The organism is Nocardia sp. NPDC058058, from assembly GCF_042885355.1.
In the GTDB taxonomy this organism is placed as follows: Bacteria; Actinomycetota; Actinomycetes; order Mycobacteriales; family Mycobacteriaceae; genus Nocardia.
The window spans coordinates 287,933-303,079 of the sequence record NZ_JBHVSA010000004.1 but is presented as its reverse complement, the minus strand read 5'-3'; the positions used below and the strand labels follow the sequence as shown (position 1 = coordinate 303,079).

18 protein-coding genes are annotated in these 15,147 nt (G+C 65.0%); 2 read left to right on the top strand and 16 right to left on the bottom strand.

Annotated features, from left to right (window positions below; translation table 11 throughout):
• Positions 1-3: 3 nt before the first annotated feature.
• The 14 genes from ACFVUS_RS32445 to ACFVUS_RS32380 form a co-directional block, all read right to left on the bottom strand.
• Entirely contained in the window at positions 4-1,362 is a 1,359-nt protein-coding gene (locus tag ACFVUS_RS32445) for a hypothetical protein (RefSeq protein WP_387775310.1), read from the bottom strand.
• A complete protein-coding gene (locus ACFVUS_RS32440; protein ID WP_387775307.1) occupies positions 1,346-1,792 on the bottom strand; it encodes a DUF2744 domain-containing protein in 447 nt (148 codons plus the stop codon). The genes ACFVUS_RS32445 and ACFVUS_RS32440 overlap by 17 nt, the downstream gene beginning before the upstream one ends.
• A 33-nt stretch (positions 1,793-1,825) precedes the next feature.
• On the bottom strand, positions 1,826-2,209 hold the full coding sequence (locus ACFVUS_RS32435; RefSeq protein WP_364642217.1) for a DUF2744 domain-containing protein: 384 nt from the start codon (positions 2,207-2,209) through the stop codon (positions 1,826-1,828).
• Between the two features lie 193 nt (positions 2,210-2,402).
• A complete protein-coding gene (locus ACFVUS_RS32430; protein ID WP_387775304.1) occupies positions 2,403-2,660 on the bottom strand; it encodes a hypothetical protein in 258 nt (85 codons plus the stop codon).
• A 163-nt stretch (positions 2,661-2,823) separates the two neighbouring features.
• Entirely contained in the window at positions 2,824-4,533 is a 1,710-nt protein-coding gene (locus tag ACFVUS_RS32425; protein WP_387775301.1) for a phage tail protein, read from the bottom strand.
• Complete coding sequence (locus ACFVUS_RS32420) at positions 4,530-5,411, bottom strand: phage tail protein (protein WP_387775298.1); 882 nt, start codon at positions 5,409-5,411, stop codon at positions 4,530-4,532. Before ACFVUS_RS32420 ends, ACFVUS_RS32425 begins: the two co-directional genes overlap by 4 nt.
• Before the next feature lie 186 nt (positions 5,412-5,597).
• Complete coding sequence (locus tag ACFVUS_RS32415; protein WP_387775295.1) at positions 5,598-6,968, bottom strand: hypothetical protein; 1,371 nt, start codon at positions 6,966-6,968, stop codon at positions 5,598-5,600.
• A 259-nt stretch (positions 6,969-7,227) separates the two neighbouring features.
• Positions 7,228-7,650, bottom strand: a complete 423-nt coding sequence (locus tag ACFVUS_RS32410) for a hypothetical protein (protein ID WP_387775292.1) — start codon at positions 7,648-7,650, stop codon at positions 7,228-7,230.
• A gap of 113 nt (positions 7,651-7,763) precedes the next feature.
• Positions 7,764-8,099 carry a hypothetical protein gene (locus ACFVUS_RS32405; RefSeq protein ID WP_387775289.1) on the bottom strand — a complete coding sequence of 112 codons (336 nt, stop codon included), beginning with the start codon at positions 8,097-8,099 and terminating at the stop codon, positions 7,764-7,766.
• A 36-nt stretch (positions 8,100-8,135) separates the two neighbouring features.
• Positions 8,136-8,303, bottom strand: coding sequence for a hypothetical protein (locus ACFVUS_RS32400; RefSeq protein ID WP_387775286.1), 168 nt, complete (start codon positions 8,301-8,303; stop codon positions 8,136-8,138).
• Between the two features lie 94 nt (positions 8,304-8,397).
• Complete coding sequence (locus ACFVUS_RS32395) at positions 8,398-9,360, bottom strand: hypothetical protein (protein WP_387775283.1); 963 nt, start codon at positions 9,358-9,360, stop codon at positions 8,398-8,400.
• Between the two features lie 178 nt (positions 9,361-9,538).
• Positions 9,539-10,243 carry a hypothetical protein gene (locus ACFVUS_RS32390; RefSeq protein WP_387775280.1) on the bottom strand — a complete coding sequence of 235 codons (705 nt, stop codon included), beginning with the start codon at positions 10,241-10,243 and terminating at the stop codon, positions 9,539-9,541.
• Between the two features lie 15 nt (positions 10,244-10,258).
• Positions 10,259-10,708: a hypothetical protein gene (locus ACFVUS_RS32385; RefSeq protein ID WP_387775277.1), complete on the bottom strand. Its 450-nt coding sequence runs from the start codon at positions 10,706-10,708 to the stop codon at positions 10,259-10,261.
• A 350-nt stretch (positions 10,709-11,058) separates the two neighbouring features.
• Positions 11,059-11,775, bottom strand: coding sequence for a hypothetical protein (locus ACFVUS_RS32380; RefSeq protein WP_387775274.1), 717 nt, complete (start codon positions 11,773-11,775; stop codon positions 11,059-11,061).
• A gap of 173 nt (positions 11,776-11,948) precedes the next feature.
• Between ACFVUS_RS32380 and ACFVUS_RS32375 the strand changes: the two genes are divergently transcribed.
• Positions 11,949-12,398: a hypothetical protein gene (locus ACFVUS_RS32375; protein WP_387775271.1), complete on the top strand. Its 450-nt coding sequence runs from the start codon at positions 11,949-11,951 to the stop codon at positions 12,396-12,398.
• Positions 12,399-12,415: 17 nt separating this feature from the next.
• Here ACFVUS_RS32375 and ACFVUS_RS32370 read toward each other — a convergent pair whose 3' ends face one another.
• Positions 12,416-13,960: a DUF4185 domain-containing protein gene (locus tag ACFVUS_RS32370; RefSeq protein ID WP_387775268.1), complete on the bottom strand. Its 1,545-nt coding sequence runs from the start codon at positions 13,958-13,960 to the stop codon at positions 12,416-12,418.
• 604 nt (positions 13,961-14,564) lie between these two features.
• On the opposite strand from ACFVUS_RS32370, the gene ACFVUS_RS32365 reads away from it, so the two are divergent.
• Positions 14,565-14,789 (top strand): hypothetical protein, encoded by a 225-nt coding sequence (locus tag ACFVUS_RS32365; protein WP_387775265.1) that lies wholly within the window; start codon positions 14,565-14,567, stop codon positions 14,787-14,789.
• Between the two features lie 16 nt (positions 14,790-14,805).
• Here the strand turns inward: ACFVUS_RS32365 and ACFVUS_RS32360 are convergent, their stop codons facing one another.
• The gene (locus ACFVUS_RS32360) at positions 14,806-15,072 is read right to left on the bottom strand and encodes a hypothetical protein (protein ID WP_375964759.1); all 267 of its coding nucleotides are present in this window, start codon (positions 15,070-15,072) and stop codon (positions 14,806-14,808) included.
• Between the last annotated feature and the right edge of the window lie 75 nt (positions 15,073-15,147).

Below are 15,147 nucleotides of genomic sequence, written 5' to 3'. Positions count from 1 at the left end.
GGTTCAGTAGCTGAGCAGGGTGCCGTCGAAATACGTTGCGGGACCGGTGATATTGGCATTCGTGGGCACGAAATAGCCGGGCGCGACGACCGCGCCCGCCGCGAGATAGAGCACGAAGGTCGCGCTCGTATTCGTGGCCGCGGCCTGGGACGTGAGCGGACCTTTGCGCGCCGCGGTGAGTGCCGTGCCGAGGCCGGGCGCGGTGCAGACATAGGTCCGGAAAGAGCTGACGGACCGGTCCAACTGGAACTTCACGGTGACGCCGTACCAACCGGCTCGCTGGATCTGCACTCGGCCGGCGCCCTGATCGAGCACGGTGACATTGTTGGAAGTCATCGGCCCGCTGAAGGTGCCCCCGGGAAATACGGTCGGGACATTCACCGCCGGAGCCGAGACGGCGGCCTGCGCGGCCATCTGCAATGACCAGCCGGTGCCGACGGTCGGCGGCGCCTTCATATCGACAGCGGTCACACCGGCGGCGTTGTACGAGGAGTTTCTGCCGAACCAGCCCGCGCTATAGGAGATTCCGAATCCGAAGGACCGGTTCGTCGCAATGATCGGCGTCATCTGCTCGACATCGGTCCACTGCACGATCTCCAGGCCGTTCACGAACAGGGTGTAGACGGATCCGATCGCCTCCAACAGCACCGTATCGCCCGTATTCACCCGCGCCACAGCCGATCTGGTCTCGGTAACGGTGGTGACCATATCCTTGCGGATGCCATAGCCCAGCGTGACGCGCCCCGCGGCGACCTTCGCGCAGGCGAAGGTGCGCAGATCCGCCGCCGCGCGAGCGATGAGGAAGGTCTCGGGACTGCCTTGACCGCCGCCGCTGCCCATCACCACCGACACCGCTTGATCATCGGTCTGGGTGGTGGTCACCGATAGCGCGATCACGTTGCCGGAGCCCTGGTTTCCCGTGCTCGACAGTGCGCACTGCTTGTTGACGATCACCAGATTCGCGACCTGTCCGGTGGTGAAGGTGTTGTAGCCGGGCTGCAGCGATTGCCGGTCGAAAATGTCGGTGAAGACGGTGCCGCCGTAGTTCAGTCCCTCCTGGGAGGCGGTCATGCTCGCGACGACGGAGGCGTTGGAAGCCGTTGTGGTCTGCACGTTCACGGCCGTCTGCTGTGCGTTTCCGGCGGCCTGCGCGGCGGAGCCCGCCGCGGATAACGCGCTGTGCGCGTTGCCCATCAACCCCGCGTTCGCCATGCTGACATCGGAGAACGACCCCATCACATTGGCGACGACGGCGTCGCGCGCACCGGCCCAGGTCACGGCCTGAAGGTTGGCGATATTGTTCCCCGACGCGGCGGAACCGCCGTACGCGCCGGAGGGTACGTGCTTATCGGGTGAGGTCATCTTCGGCCTCGATTGTGTTGTCCGCGTGCCCTTCCGAAGCCGTGGCGGCGGGCAGTTCCAGCAGTTCGGCCAGATGATCGAGATCGCCGTTGGCACGCAACTGCTCGATGATCCGGGCGCGTTCGTGATGCGTCAGCTCGGTCATATTCGGCGCGGTCGAATGCGCGGCGCGCGGCGTGCCCTTCGGCAGCCAATCGCCGGAACCGTTGAGCCACTGGCCGTGGCCGCGGGCAGGCGGATGGTATTCATTGACCTGCAGGTCCGGATAGTGCCGGAAACCCAACTCCCACAGATGCTTCGACCATTTGCGCAGCACATCGGGATGCACCATCACCGGCGCCCGCTGCTGTCCGGGCAGACCCACCAGCGCCCAGAGAAATGCCTCTTCGGGCTTTGTCGGATCAAGGTTCTCGTGCAGGGGAATAGCCATGGAACACTCCGTTTTCAGGGAAGAAGGGATCGATCAGTCGGCCGCGGGCCGGTCCACCAGATGCGCCAGATCACCGTGATCGCGCAACTGCCGCACCACATGCGCCCGCTCCTCCGCCGTCATCGCCGTCACATCCGGCAGATCAGGCACGCGCACCGGCTCGGTCCCCTGCGGCAACCACTGCCCGAGCCCATTGAGCCAATGGTGATGCCCACGCGCCGGCGGATGAAATTCCTTGGTCTGGTCATCGACAGAATGCCGAATCCCCAAGTCCCACAGATGTTTCGACCACTCCCCCAGCGTGCTCGGATGCACCATGAGCGGCGAATTGCGTGGCCCGGGCAGCCCGATCAGCGCCCAGACGAACGCCTCCTCCGGGGTGTCCTGATCACAGTGCTCGTGCAGCGGAATAGACATGAAGGATCTCCAAGGGTGAAGTGGGCGGCCACGGAAATAGGCTCGGTGCAACGGGATTCGCGCGATTCGCGCCGACATCCGACGTGGGTCGATTCAGGACCCGACTACAACGGAAGTTTATCCCGGCAAGCATGACACCCGGCCGATCGTGCCCAACAGGACTATCGAATAGTCCTGTGGCCCAATGGAGTTCCTATAGCTTCGGACTACCGCCCGGAACCAGCGGGCAATCTCCACCACCAATGGCTATCCGGCATTCCGCCCGGAATATCGCCGTCGGTCTCTCGGCGATCCCACCCTCGGTCCGCACCACACCAGCCATGCCATGCGCAAACGCAGCTTCACGCGCCCGGGCATCCTCCGGCCGCGTGTTGTTCAGCTCGAGCGACAGCCGGAAGTCCTCCACTGCGATGCCCATGGCGGGCAGACCCGGACCGAACTCGGTGGTCATCTCATCCGCCTTCAATGTTCGAGCGCCGGTGGGCGGGAAGGTTCGCGGCCGATATCGCGTACTCCCCATAGTATTTGGACCGAGATGCGCTGAAGGCGCGGGGAATGCGCGAAGGCGCCCCCGCTTTCGCTGGGAGCGCCTTCGGCGTTGAGGGGTGTGCGCGCTACATCTGCACCGCGAGGGACATGATCTCGTCGACGATGTCGGCGACGATTCGCATGGATTGGGCGAAGGGCATGTCGTGGTCTTTGTCGGTGCCGAGGGTGATTTGCCATTGGGGGCTGGCGTTTCGAGACCAGGCGAGTTCGAGTTCGGTTACCTGGTCGATGTAGATCTTGCCGACGGGCATGCCCTTGATGGTGGAGCCGACTCGGTCGCCGAGGAAGAAGTGGCCCTGGCCGGCGTCGCCGATCAAGTAGGGCTCGCCGTTGGCCACGGTGAGTTTGTGGGTGTGGTGGGTGCGGGTTTTCCACATGCCCTCACCGAGGGAGAGCAGTGCGCCGAGGGTGTAGGCGCGGTCGGCACTCGTTTCGAAGTGTTCGAAGTAGTGGGACCAGCCGGAGGCCGCTACTCGGTCGGCGGCGTAGTGGCGTTGCCAGGCCAGCAGGGTGTCGGTGAACAGGGCCATGGCGATGACGTTGACCACCTCGGTGGCGCCTTCGGTCAAGGCGGACAGGATCGGACCCGCGAAAGGGACCTCACCGAGAATGCCGCCCATGAGGAAGCCGACGAACTGGATCGCCGAGGAAATGGCCTCGTTGACGCCGGGGGCCGAGTGACCACCCGTGACGACCTGAACCGCGCTGGACGGCTGCACGATGAACGACGACGTCTGGATGCCGCAGTGATCGTTCTGCCGATAGACGACCCACGGGTTCGAGGGCAAAGTGCCCAGATAGCCCGGAGTCTTGTATGCCGCAGGGATATTCGGGTCCGGCAGGGGGTGATCGATCTGATCGTAGAAGACGCCGTCGGCGTTCTTCTCGAAGGAATCCCACAGGTGCGCCAGGCCGCCCCAGACGTCACCACCGCGGGAAGTATTGGTGGTGAAGCCGGATTTGTCGATGATGTCGACCACCAGGCAGCCGTGGCGCAGGTTGGCACCCGGCCAGGGCAGCGGATCACCCTTGAGCCAGCGCCGGGTCTGCACCATGAGTTCGCCGGTTTGCAGTGTGCCCGAAGCACATTCGTGCCAGTTCTTGAAACGGGAGCCGAAGATCGTCCACACCGAGTTGTCGGTGTTGTACGGGGTCGGCTTCACCGCGATCAACCACTGGGACATATTGAGGTTGCCCCACTGCGCCGAATCCATCGGATCCGACGGGACCGCCCACGAACTACCGTGCAGGCGAAGCAGATTCATCATCAGAGCGGTCTTGAGCACCCAGATACTGGGACCCGCGAGCATGAATTCGCGCGGGAACTGCACGGCTTCGGGCAAGAACGGGTTGGACCAGCAGATGATGTGCTTGAGCTCCTCATAGGAGTGCAGGAAGCTCAATTCGACCGTGGTGGTGCCCTGTTCGTCGGTCTTGAGGACCGCCTTCTCCAGCCGCCCATCCCAGCGTGCGCCGTCCTTGTCGACGGTGATGTGAATGTTCGTGGTGGTGCGGCCGGAGCGCGGGTCGTCGTTGTAGATATCCATGGCCCAGCGGGCCAGGTAGTAGTCGTAGGGCAGCACCAGCACACCCACGCCGGTGTCGTTGAGTGTCCAGCGGAAGTCGGCGCTGACCTCCGCACCGCTCACCCCGCGCAGCACCCAGTTGCCGTCCCACAGCCGGACCAGCGGGCGGGCGTAGCGCTGAATCTTGCGCTGCACCTTGGCGGCCTGCGCGGTGGAATAGATCGCGGGCAGATCGGTCACGTAGGTCACTGCAACCCCCACGGACGAGACCAGTTGCGCGCCTGCACAACCAGAACCGAGGCACCCGCGGGCGCGCCGTCGACGGTGACGGGCAGCGCGGTCGCCGGGGTGTACGGCGGCACCGGATACATGAAGCTGACGCCGTTCATCTGCGCCCACACCGGGGTGTTGTCACGCGCGACGATCATCTCCTCCATCGGATCGGTGTCGATGGTGAGGTCCTGACCGGCGGCGGTCTGCGGCAGGTTGATCGTACGTGCCGCGAAAGCATCAGCGGCCCAGGAGAAGTCGGGCAGTGTCCAAAGTCCCGGTGCGGAAACCACCCAGCGCAGCCACATCGGCTGATCGGTCGGGTTCGACACCGTCACGGTGCCCGATCGGGCCGGATTGGTTCCGGTGGTGTCCGCGGGCGAAACCCACGTCGCCGTCGCATCGCTCTCCACCCACCACGGATTGCCCGCGGTGCAGGTCATCACGACCTTCGCCAGCTGCTTGAGATGCGGATCCTTCACCGGCTTGAAATCCGGCTGCTCCGACATCCGCAGCGCCAGCGAACGCGACCCGAAATCGGTGGTCACGGTCAGCGTGCAGTCCCGGTCATAGGCCCACGCCTTGCGCCAGGCACTGTCCACAGCCTCCCAGCTGCGCCCCGCCGACTCGAAGATATTCACCCCGAATACCAAGTCGCGCTTATTGGTTCGGTAACCACCGAACGAAGACCCGGTCTGAAAAGCCGACTGGTTCCAGATCGTCGTCACCGGCGCGTCGTACAACCCGCTCGGCGCGGTACCGAGCTCGACCCCCTCCCGGCCCCGTCCCGATCCGGCGAGAGTCCACGTCGAACCATCGACTCCCGTCAACGTAATCATGGCAGCATTGGGCGCCACAGGTTCACCTCTGTTTCTGTAGGAAATTCGACTGCAGTGAAACCAGTCGACCGATACGCGAAATCACGCGGAGTCGGAATGCGCCTCGGAAGACCGAAATCGGCACGGCGGCAACATGACTCGCTGGCGCTGCAATCTTATCCAGCTGATCGGAGCAGCTCCGCGAAATGCCCAACAGCTAGCCGATCAGTCCAGCAGGGTGTGCCGCAGCTCCCAGAGCTTGGCCTTGGCGAACGCCTCGTGCACGTCATAGGTCGAAACTCGCACTGTCATAGAGCGATCCACCTGCTGACCACGACCTTGTGGACCGTTCGGGGTGGCTCGCACCTTCGTCAGCGCCGAGGCGACCATCGTCTCCATCTGCTGCATGTACTTCTTCATGTACAGCGGATCGTCGTTGATCGCCTTCAGCAGTGGACGATTCACCGATGCCGAGGCCGCCTTGACGACGAACTCACCATCGGAGAGGTACGCGGGGATCTTGTCGCCGATGGACGAACCCGGGCCCTTGACGTCACCGGCACTGATCGAGCCACCGGCGGCGCGCGGCAGCGGCGGAGCCTGGGGCTCGGGCAGCGGTACCGGATTCGACGGGATCGTGGGTATATTCGGCTGGCGCGTCGGCGGTTCCGCCGTTCGGGGGGCGCCCGGCGGGATGGGCCGCGGATCCGCAGGCTCCTGGCGCTGCTTGTCCGCACGGTCCCCGACCCAATCCTTGAGATCGAGTGCCCAATCACCGCCGTACTCCGAGCCGTACTTGCCACCGAAGAAACCACCGGTGGCTCCGCCGACTCCGATGCCGACTATGCCGCCGATCAACGCCCCCGGGATGCCGCCGCCCACGGGGTCGACGACCTCGCCCGCGGCGCCACCGACGACCTCACCGACGCCACCACCGACAACGCGCCCGAGAAACGCGCCACCGAATGTCCCGGCGGCGCGACCGACGGCCTGCCCACCGAGTTTGGTGAAGAAGTCGCCCCAGTCGTCGATCCTGCCCTCATGGTTGTGCTTGTCCACCAGGTCCTTGACGACATCCTCGGCCATCCCGCCCCAGATGTTCGTGCCGTTGATCATCTTGCGAGCCACCGAACCCGGCGAGTAGAAGTGATCGGTGTTGTTCCATTGATTACCGAGCCACGGCAGCACCCTGTCGCCCAGCGTGTTCGGTATGTCCGCCAGCAGCGGACTCGACAGCGGATTGACGACCTTGGCGGCGTTCTCGACCGTGTTGACGACGCGGTTGGCGCCGTTCTTGATCACGGGCACAACGACACTCGGATGCTCGATGGCATTCACGACCTGGCCGCCGTGGTTCTCGACGGCGTTGACGACGCGGTTCGCGCCGTTCTTGATCACGGGCACAACAGCACTCGGATGCTCGACCACCGTCGCGACATGATCGGCCGCGTTCACCACGGCGTTCGCGCCGCTCTTGATGACCGGCACAACTGTGCTCGGATGTTCGACGGCGTTGATGACCGGGCGATAGACCGTACTCGGGTGCTCGACGGCATTGACAACGCTGCTGCCGGCTTTTTTCAGCTTGTCCCACATACCCATTGGGTACCTCCAGGATTTCGAGGCTTGACGTCAGCGTCTAGCCAGTGACGAATGCATCAGGGCGGTGCGATGCTCGTCCCGGGATACTCCGCGCGTGCGGGCCTGCTGGCTGAGGATCACATCGACCCGTTTGTCTTGCAGTACTTGCCTATTCGTGCCGAAGAGTCCTCGTGCACCGGGCAGTGGGTTGGCCGGGACGAGCATCGGGCCGGGCAGGAAGTCGGTCATCGTGTCGCTTTCGAGTCGGGGTTGATCACCAGGACCAGTCCTCGTCGGCGTTCGCTTCGGCCTCGAGTTCATCGACGAGTTCCCCCGGGGTGTCCGGGACCGGTGGGGCGGTGAACAGGTCGATCAAGGCCTGCATGGAGCCGACTCGGCGTTCCTCCCGGACGATTTCGACCGCGGAGATCGGGCGTGGGAGGGGGCGGACGGTGGGCGGGTCGGAGCCCGCGGCGGCGATGATGGTGGCTTGGACGCCGTTGAGGGCGTCGATGATGGCCATCAGCATGTAGGTGTCGAGGGTGTAGCCCTCGGGGCGCGGCCCGGAGGGGGTGTCCTCGTCGTGGTCGTCGCCGAGTTGTTCCTCTTCGTTGAGGCGCTCTTCGGCGAGTTCGTAGTCCATCAGGACGGCGCTGCGGTAGTGGCTGCCGGTGGGCAGCCGGTCCTTGAAGGACATGATGGTGCGCCAGTCGCGGGTGCGGATATCGTTGGGCCCGAAGCAATCCCGGACGTCGATGCCGCGCTCGAGCAGGTCGTAGTCGAGCGCGGCACCGAAACGTTCCCAGAACTCTACGAGCCCTCGGATCCCCCCGGCAGCTCCGTGGAGCCCTGGCCGAACAGGTGGGCGTAGAGGTCGCGCTGGAAGGCGTACCAGTCGTCGGTCGGGCTGTCGGCGAACAGTTCCTCCACGGCGTCGGCGTGCTCGCCGAGCACGATCGCCATCTGCTCGTCGTCATCGCGGGTGGTGCGCAAGGCTTTCAGCTGGCCGCGGGTGACGGGCGGGATGGCGATGTCCGCGGTGAGCCGATACGGGGCGCGGCGGCGCGGGGAGAGCTCCTGCTGGAGCTCATAGAACCGGCCGACACCTTCGTTATCGACTGCGGGGGAAGGCTTTTCGGTAGTCACTTTCTCTGCTCTCCGGTTGTGTGGGGACGAGGGGTATCAGACGCGCTTGCGCGACTTCGCCGGAGCGGCGGCCGCTTCGGCAGCCTCGACCGGGCGGTGGCCCAGCGAGAAGACCGCGTGCATGTAGGCGGTGGCGTTGGGCACGAGGTACTCGCGCTCGCCGTCGGTCATGGTGACGGGGAAATGGGCAGGAATGGCGGACATGGTGACCCGCTTTCTTCTCCGGATGAAGGACAGAAAAGTGTGGATGCGTGCCGCGACCGGAGAAGCACGGCACGCATCCACGTTCGGGCCGTCGCTACGCGACGGAGATGGTGCCGGTCAGCTTGGGAGCCGCCGTCGCGGTGGGCCACGCGGGCGTGGTCACCGGCGGCACGAACGCGACCTGGATGGTGCCGGAGCCCGCGGTATTGGTCGGGGTCACCACACCGGTCGAGCTGATGGTGACCGCGCCGGTCAGACCCGACTGCGCGGTGTAGCTCAGCATGCTGGACGGGATGACGCCGCCGAACTGGTCGGTCACGATCAGCTGCAGCGAACCGTTGCTGCCCTTGACCAGCGACTGCGCCCCGGCGGGCGCGATGTTCAGCTGGCTCACCACGTACGGCATGCCGGTCGAGGCGACCAGCTTCTGCCAGCCGGCGCCGGCGTAGGCGTGTGCGACCGCGAAGCCGGCGGCGTCATCCTTGAACGCGACCATGGTGAGCTTGTTCGACATGACGCCGGTCGGAACCCACTGTTCGCCACCGAATTTCGAGACGGCGACCTTCGGGAGAATCTTGATCACGTAGGTCGGCAGCGAGTCGTTGCCGTCCTTGCCGATCACGATGGCCGAGTAGTAGGTGATGTTCTCGGCCGACGGCTGGGCGAACCAGACCTCACCATTGGTGGTGCTCGGCGTCATCGCCGACAGGGTGGCGCTCGTGGTCAGCTGCAGGTTCAGCGCGGTGGCGTTCTGCTGCGGCTCGAACTCCAAAGTGGTGATATCGCTGGTGATGTCGTTGCGCACCGCCTGCAGCTCACCGTAGGACTCGATCGGGGCGGCGGTGATACCGCGCTGGAACGCGACGCCGGTCTTCTTGTCGATCAGGCCGATCGACTGGAAACCGGCGGGCAGCGCCTGCAGATTGCCGGCGGCATCGGTGAAACCGCCGAGCGGGGCCTGGGTGCCATAGGGCGCGAGGAACACGGCGGCATCGAGCGGCTTGAGCAGCAGCGAACGCTGTGCGGCCTTCAGCGCCGTCAGGGTGGTGGTAGGCAATGTGTCTCCATTTCGAAGGCCCGGCGCGCCGGGCGGAATTGCGAAGCAGGCACCCGGAAGTGGGCACCGTGAAACGGCCCCCGGCAGAGTTACGGGGACGACCGACGCCTGCGCGGCAGGATCGGTGAGTATGGGAAGTGTCGGTGAAGTCGCTGAACCCGTTGTGCGGTAGCGGAATTCACCTGTAGGGGAAGGCCGTGATGACGTCGTTGCGCCGATCCCGCAGCAGGGTCTCGGCGGGGGCCATATCCATCACAATGCTGAACGCCCGATTCACCTGAACGTTGTCACCGAGCGCGGTTGTCGGAATGCTGAGCTTCGGCGTGGTGAACGTGGTGATGTCCCGGCCCGCGTTCTGCAAAGCGTTCCAGGCCAATTGGCCGATATCGGGGGGTTTGTTGGCACCGTCGCCGGAGTTGTCGCCACCGGTATCGTCATTGCCGCCGGTGGTGCTCTTGCCACCGGACAGGGCGCTGTCCACCCCGTCCTTCATCGCCGCGAACACCTTGCCGCCGATATAGCTCTTCAGCGGATTCAGGAAATTGAACAGGGTGCCGGTACGAGTGGTCGAGAGCGGGCCGTCATTGCCGTATACGTGCGGATCCAGATTCGGAATCCGACCCTTGATCCGCATGATCTTGCCGACGGTCGAGCTCAGATTCTGAAACTTCTTCAGGCCCTCCAGGGCCGCCGCCGCCTCGGGATTGATGCTCTCGATGAGCTTTTCGATCCCCTGGCCCGCGGTCTGACCGAGCGCCCGCGACATATTGTTCGCGAACGACGACCCGCTCACACCGTCCAGCGCGAACATACCGTTGTACAGCGACTCACCCGGGCGTTCAGCGGTTCGATCCTCGTCGGGATCGGTGGAGTTGTCTGTCACGAGGCGATCTCGTTCCTACTGGCGCCGCGCTTCGATGCTGAAGGCCAGGTCGACCATCTGGTTGAGCGGATCGAGGTCGGGGACCTCGGTCAGCCCGCGGCTGCGGCGGAGAATGGGTGCGTGGAATTTCGGCTCCGCGGTGGTGATTTCCTCGACGTAGTCGATCAGGACGCCGTCGGAGGTGGTGGCGGCGGGAGCGCACAGCACCGCGTCACGGACCTTGATGGCGAGGTTCTGCGCCTGCAGACGGTCGGTGCCGAAGACGATGGTCTGCACCTGCGCCTTGTAGGTGATGGCGTTGACATCGAGGGTGCCGCCGGTCTTGCGGACCCAGATCAGCGGGAGTGCGGACTGGATCAGGGCAGCGGTCTGCGGGAGGGTGGTGACGGTGGTGGCGATCGGAGTGAGCAGATCGGTGAGGAACTGTTCGAAATCCGGGAATTCGCCGCGTTGCAGAGTGGTCATTCCGCCTCCTCGTGTACGGATAGGACGCGGACCTCGCAGACCAATTGGCCTGTGGGAGTGGTGTTGTCGACGCCTTCGTCGTATTGCGTCATGGATGTCTCCGGTGTTGTCGAGTGGTCGTGCGAGGCCGCGGACTGCGTCACAGTCCCAGCAGCGGCAGAACCAACGGGAGGAGATCGCCGATCAGCTTGATGATGTCCTGAAAAATGGTGAGCACCCGAATCACCCCCTTTCCCTGTTGTGGCACAATCGTTTTCGCTGCGCTCAGCGTAGGGGCGGGGTGGTGACGGACCGCCGCAACGGACCAACATTCTCGGGCTCGGGCCGTGCACATTCCTGGAATGGGCCGCTCAGCCGCGGCCGTGTTCGTGCACGCGCAGTACATCGCCGATGCGATAGACGGTCTCCCCCGCCACCGTATAACCGGTCAGCTTGCCGCGCGCGGCCCATTGACGAATAGCGTTCGCGGTCACCGGCTTTCCCGAGAACCAGGGCAGAATTCGAGCGAGTTCGGTCGCGGTGCCGACCATATCGCGCGCCTGTGCCAGCAGTGACCCGCGACGTTCGGCGACCGCGTACTCGCGATCACAACCCGGACAGCGCACCACGGTCTGCTCCTCGACCCCGTAGAGCCGGGAACCGCAGTCGCACAAGCCGATACACAGTCGATCGGCGGGCCGGTCGATGGCGGCGCGGGCCGCGGCCACCGCATCGGGCAGTGCGGGATGAATACCCGCCAGCACCGGTGCGTCATCGGGAATGCGCGGCAGCTGTCGACACAGGAAGACCGACTGCTCCCCCGGTGCGCGCGGCGCCGGACGCCGGGCCAGAATCGCAACGCGCACAGCGTAATAGCGCAGTGTCCGAGCGAGCTCGGCGTGCGCGTCGGAGGCGCCCTTGCGGAAGGGCAGTGCGGGCCGGCGCCCGCCGCCGCCCGCCGCGCCGGTGACCCGCGGCGCACCGACCGCATCACCGCGCGACAGAGTGGTATCCAATTCGTCCAGTAATCCCGGAACGGCGGCGAGCGCGCGCATCACCTCGTGCCGCCGCCCCGGATCGAGCGGCACGCCGTTCACGGGACGGTCCGGCGGCGAACGCGAATGCTGAGAGACATTGCCGCAAACTAACATTCGATGCATTTCGTTGCAAGCAACACATGCGCGCTATTCCCCCAGATTGGACACATTTGCAGCCCAATTCGTTGTATGCAATTTAGCGACGCGCTTGTAATCTTCGGAACGTGTCAACGCCATCCGCCACATCACCGTCAACGGTCGAACCCCCCTGCCTCGGCCTCCCGGGATTCGTCGAACCCGCCTACGCCTTCGACTGGGATCGACAGCCCGCCACGGCCGCCGCCCAGCGGGTATGCCTGGCCCAATGTCCCCGGGCGCGATTCCGCGCCTGCGCCCAGGCCGCGCTCAGCGCCGGCACCCTCATCGATGAGGAAAACCCTTCCGTCGCAGACGGTGTGGTGATGGCCGGGGTCGTCTGCCGCGGTGACAAGGCGACCACCCGGCGGCTGCAACTGGCCCTGGGCCAGGAGGTCAAGGTGCGGGTGCGCCCGGACCGCTGCCTCACCTGCCACCGGCCGATGACCACCCGGCGGCGCAAACGCGAGGGTTATGTGGTGCACGAATCCAACGGCCGCTGCAGCAGCTGCAAGCGCGCCGAACAGCGCGCCGCCTGATCACCTATTGCGTTGCGTTACTTCAGTTTCGCGTGCATCAGGTACACGTTGTAGCTGTTCCACGCCGACATGGTGAAGTACAGATCCTTACCCGTCGACCAGGGGTGGATGAATCCGCCGTACGCGGTCGGATAGTCCTCGGTGGCGAGCAGCGATACCGGCTCCGACCACGTGCCCTGCGGTTCCGCGGCGGTGCGCAGCACGAATTGCCCGCGCACCACATCGAGATACACCATCTGCCACTGCCCGGATTCCCGGTCGTAGCGAATGGACAATTCGCTGGCGGTGCCGGAAACCAAAGGCGTGGCGAGTAATTCATTGGCTCCGTCGGCGGGCGTCCAGACGCCGTCCACCCAGTACTGGTAGGCCGACTTGTTCAGCACCTGCGCCGCGGGCACCCGCGCCAGGCCGATGACGCCGAGCCGCCCATTGGGCGTGCCGAACATGTAGACGTAATCACCGTGCGGCACCATGGTCGCGACCTGGAAGCGGCCGATGCCGAAAAGGTTGTCCCAGCGCGCCCATTGGGATTTGGTCCAGGTGCGGCCATTGTCGTCGGACCAGGCGATGCCGCCCAGGTTGGTCCACCACATACCGGGGATGCGGCTCCAATGGTTGATCGACATGTACGTCAGGTACTGCCGATCGCCGATCGCGAATCCCGAAGTGGGAATGGTGGTGTGCTCGAAGTTCTTCACCTTGCGGCTGTCCAGGATCTCGGCGGCGTGGCAGCGCCGATCCTGTACGAAGTCATCGAGCACCAGACCCTTGCTCAGATCGCGTTCGCTGCTGTACGCGATCACATTGCTGCGCCATTCCTGCTGATCGGTGCCCGCACCCTCCGGCTTCCACCCCTTACCGAAGGTGTCGCCGAACACCACCGCGACCTGCCCGGGCTTGTTCTCCCACATCAGGCCGAGATCGGTGCCGTCCACGGACCAGCGCATATCGGTGCGATTGAGCGAGCCGTGCCCGGTCACCTGATTGACCAGCTCGACCGAATCGACCTGTGCCGCAGCGACGGCGGGGACCGCGGGTGCGGGCGCGGCGGGCTGCGGATCCGGAATGGGCGCGGGCTGCGGATCGGGACCGTCGCCACCGGGCACCGGAATCGGAATCGGCTCGGCCTCGGGATTGATCTCGATCTGCGGCAGGGCCGGACCGCTGCCGGAACCGATCGGCGGTGCCGGCGCGGGTGTTTCGGATCGCACGTCCGGGCACGGGTCGGCGCACGGATCCTCGGGCAGCGCCACCGAATCGATCCGGGTCTCATCGGGTTTGGGACCGGGCACCTGGACGGGCACGACTTGCGGATACGGTACCGGGATCTTGATGGTCGGATTCTGCTGTGGCCGTCCGGGTGTCGGGTCGGCCTGCCGGGCCAGCGGATCGAATCCGGTCTCACCGCAGCTGTTCACCGGCGGAGCGGCCCACGGACGCACCGGCCCCGCGGCAGCGGGCGTGGCGGGCACCAGGGCGGCGCCCAGCGTCAGCACACCGGTAATAGCCAGCGCGGCAGCGACTTCGGCGGATGCTGCGAATCGGCGATACCGGAATACCATTGTGACGCTGCTCCTCAGCCGAGATCGAACGGCATCACTGTAGCGATCGCCTCCCGAATATGAGAAGACCCCGCCCCCGGATCGATGAAATCCGGAGACGGGGCCCGCCCCTGCTACCGCGCCGCCTACAACCGCAGGGGTGGCGGGAGACGAAGCGGGAGGGGCCGTTCTCGAGGGAAATAGGCACGAATTGTCTTAACCACACTGGCGTGCAATCTATTTGCCGATGTCAGCAGCCTATCCCGCACCGCGCGGTCGGCTCGCGCGGATGACCAACAGGAGTGTGAATATTCGGCCACCAGTTGGGTAATTAGTTCCACAGTCCCCCGCGACATCGTCCGGCAAATACCGACAAAAGGGACAGATCAGACATGCCCTTTCGCATCGGTCCTGATCAGCCCGCTCGGCCGCCGCCACCGGGTACGCGCCGTCCGGGCCGGTTATTGCATCGTGAATGATGTTCGTATGCCCGAAGATTCGCCGCTGTCGCAATGGTGTCGCACCGGTGGCGAGTGATACCGCATTCATGCAACAATCTCCGCGCCGCAGCGCGTTGATTGCCGACCCCGGACCGGTTGGCCCAAGGCGAGAGACAGGAACCCGCGTGCCAGAGGAGTTCGACGAAGCGCTGGAAGCAGCTCGGGCCGAATGGGCCTCCGAGCACGACGCTCCCTACTACGACCACCCCGGTACCGTGGCCGCGGCGATGCCCGGATACAAATGCATCGACCTCTCACAGTTGTCGAGCCACGATCTGCGACTGGTCGATGATCTGCTCTCGCGCTATCGATCCCAGCGCCGCCCGTCGCGCTTTCGCCCACTGCTCTAGCGCGCCACCGGATTATTCACGCGGCATTGCCGCGATCGCGGGCGGGATCGGGATTGAACCGCACCAGGACAACTCCGCCGCGCACCTCTGCCTCGAAACCGGATCCGAATGCCGCGGCGCGACCGTGCCGAATCCGATGCTTGGTGGAATGCGGATAGCGGGTGGGCCACGGATACCGAGCCCAGCGACCGGGATTCGCGCGCAGCTCCTCGGCGAACTCCCGATTCGCCCGTTCCCGAGCACGGGTTACCGGAGGGGGCACCTCGTCGACAAACACAACCATGGGATGACTTTCTCTGGATGGGACCGGTGGAACAGGGAAATGGCTGTCCCGCAGGCAAACTCGGAGAGCTGCGCG

What these genes read in the sequence shown, in the direction of transcription:
- ACFVUS_RS32385 (WP_387775277.1), bottom strand. Translation starts at nt 10,708, where the DNA reads ATGACCACTCTGCAACGCGGCGAATTCCCGGATTTCGAACAGTTCCTC.
- ACFVUS_RS32430 (WP_387775304.1), bottom strand. Translation starts at nt 2,660, where the DNA reads ATGACCACCGAGTTCGGTCCGGGTCTGCCCGCCATGGGCATCGCAGTG.
- ACFVUS_RS32370 (WP_387775268.1), bottom strand. Translation starts at nt 13,960, where the DNA reads ATGGTATTCCGGTATCGCCGATTCGCAGCATCCGCCGAAGTCGCTGCC.
- ACFVUS_RS32415 (WP_387775295.1), bottom strand. Translation starts at nt 6,968, where the DNA reads ATGTGGGACAAGCTGAAAAAAGCCGGCAGCAGCGTTGTCAATGCCGTC.
- ACFVUS_RS32440 (WP_387775307.1), bottom strand. Translation starts at nt 1,792, where the DNA reads ATGGCTATTCCCCTGCACGAGAACCTTGATCCGACAAAGCCCGAAGAG.
- ACFVUS_RS32400 (WP_387775286.1), bottom strand. Translation starts at nt 8,303, where the DNA reads ATGTCCGCCATTCCTGCCCATTTCCCCGTCACCATGACCGACGGCGAG.
- ACFVUS_RS32435 (WP_364642217.1), bottom strand. Translation starts at nt 2,209, where the DNA reads ATGTCTATTCCGCTGCACGAGCACTGTGATCAGGACACCCCGGAGGAG.
- ACFVUS_RS32410 (WP_387775292.1), bottom strand. Translation starts at nt 7,650, where the DNA reads ATGTCCTTCAAGGACCGGCTGCCCACCGGCAGCCACTACCGCAGCGCC.
- ACFVUS_RS32445 (WP_387775310.1), bottom strand. Translation starts at nt 1,362, where the DNA reads ATGACCTCACCCGATAAGCACGTACCCTCCGGCGCGTACGGCGGTTCC.
- ACFVUS_RS32360 (WP_375964759.1), bottom strand. Translation starts at nt 15,072, where the DNA reads ATGGTTGTGTTTGTCGACGAGGTGCCCCCTCCGGTAACCCGTGCTCGG.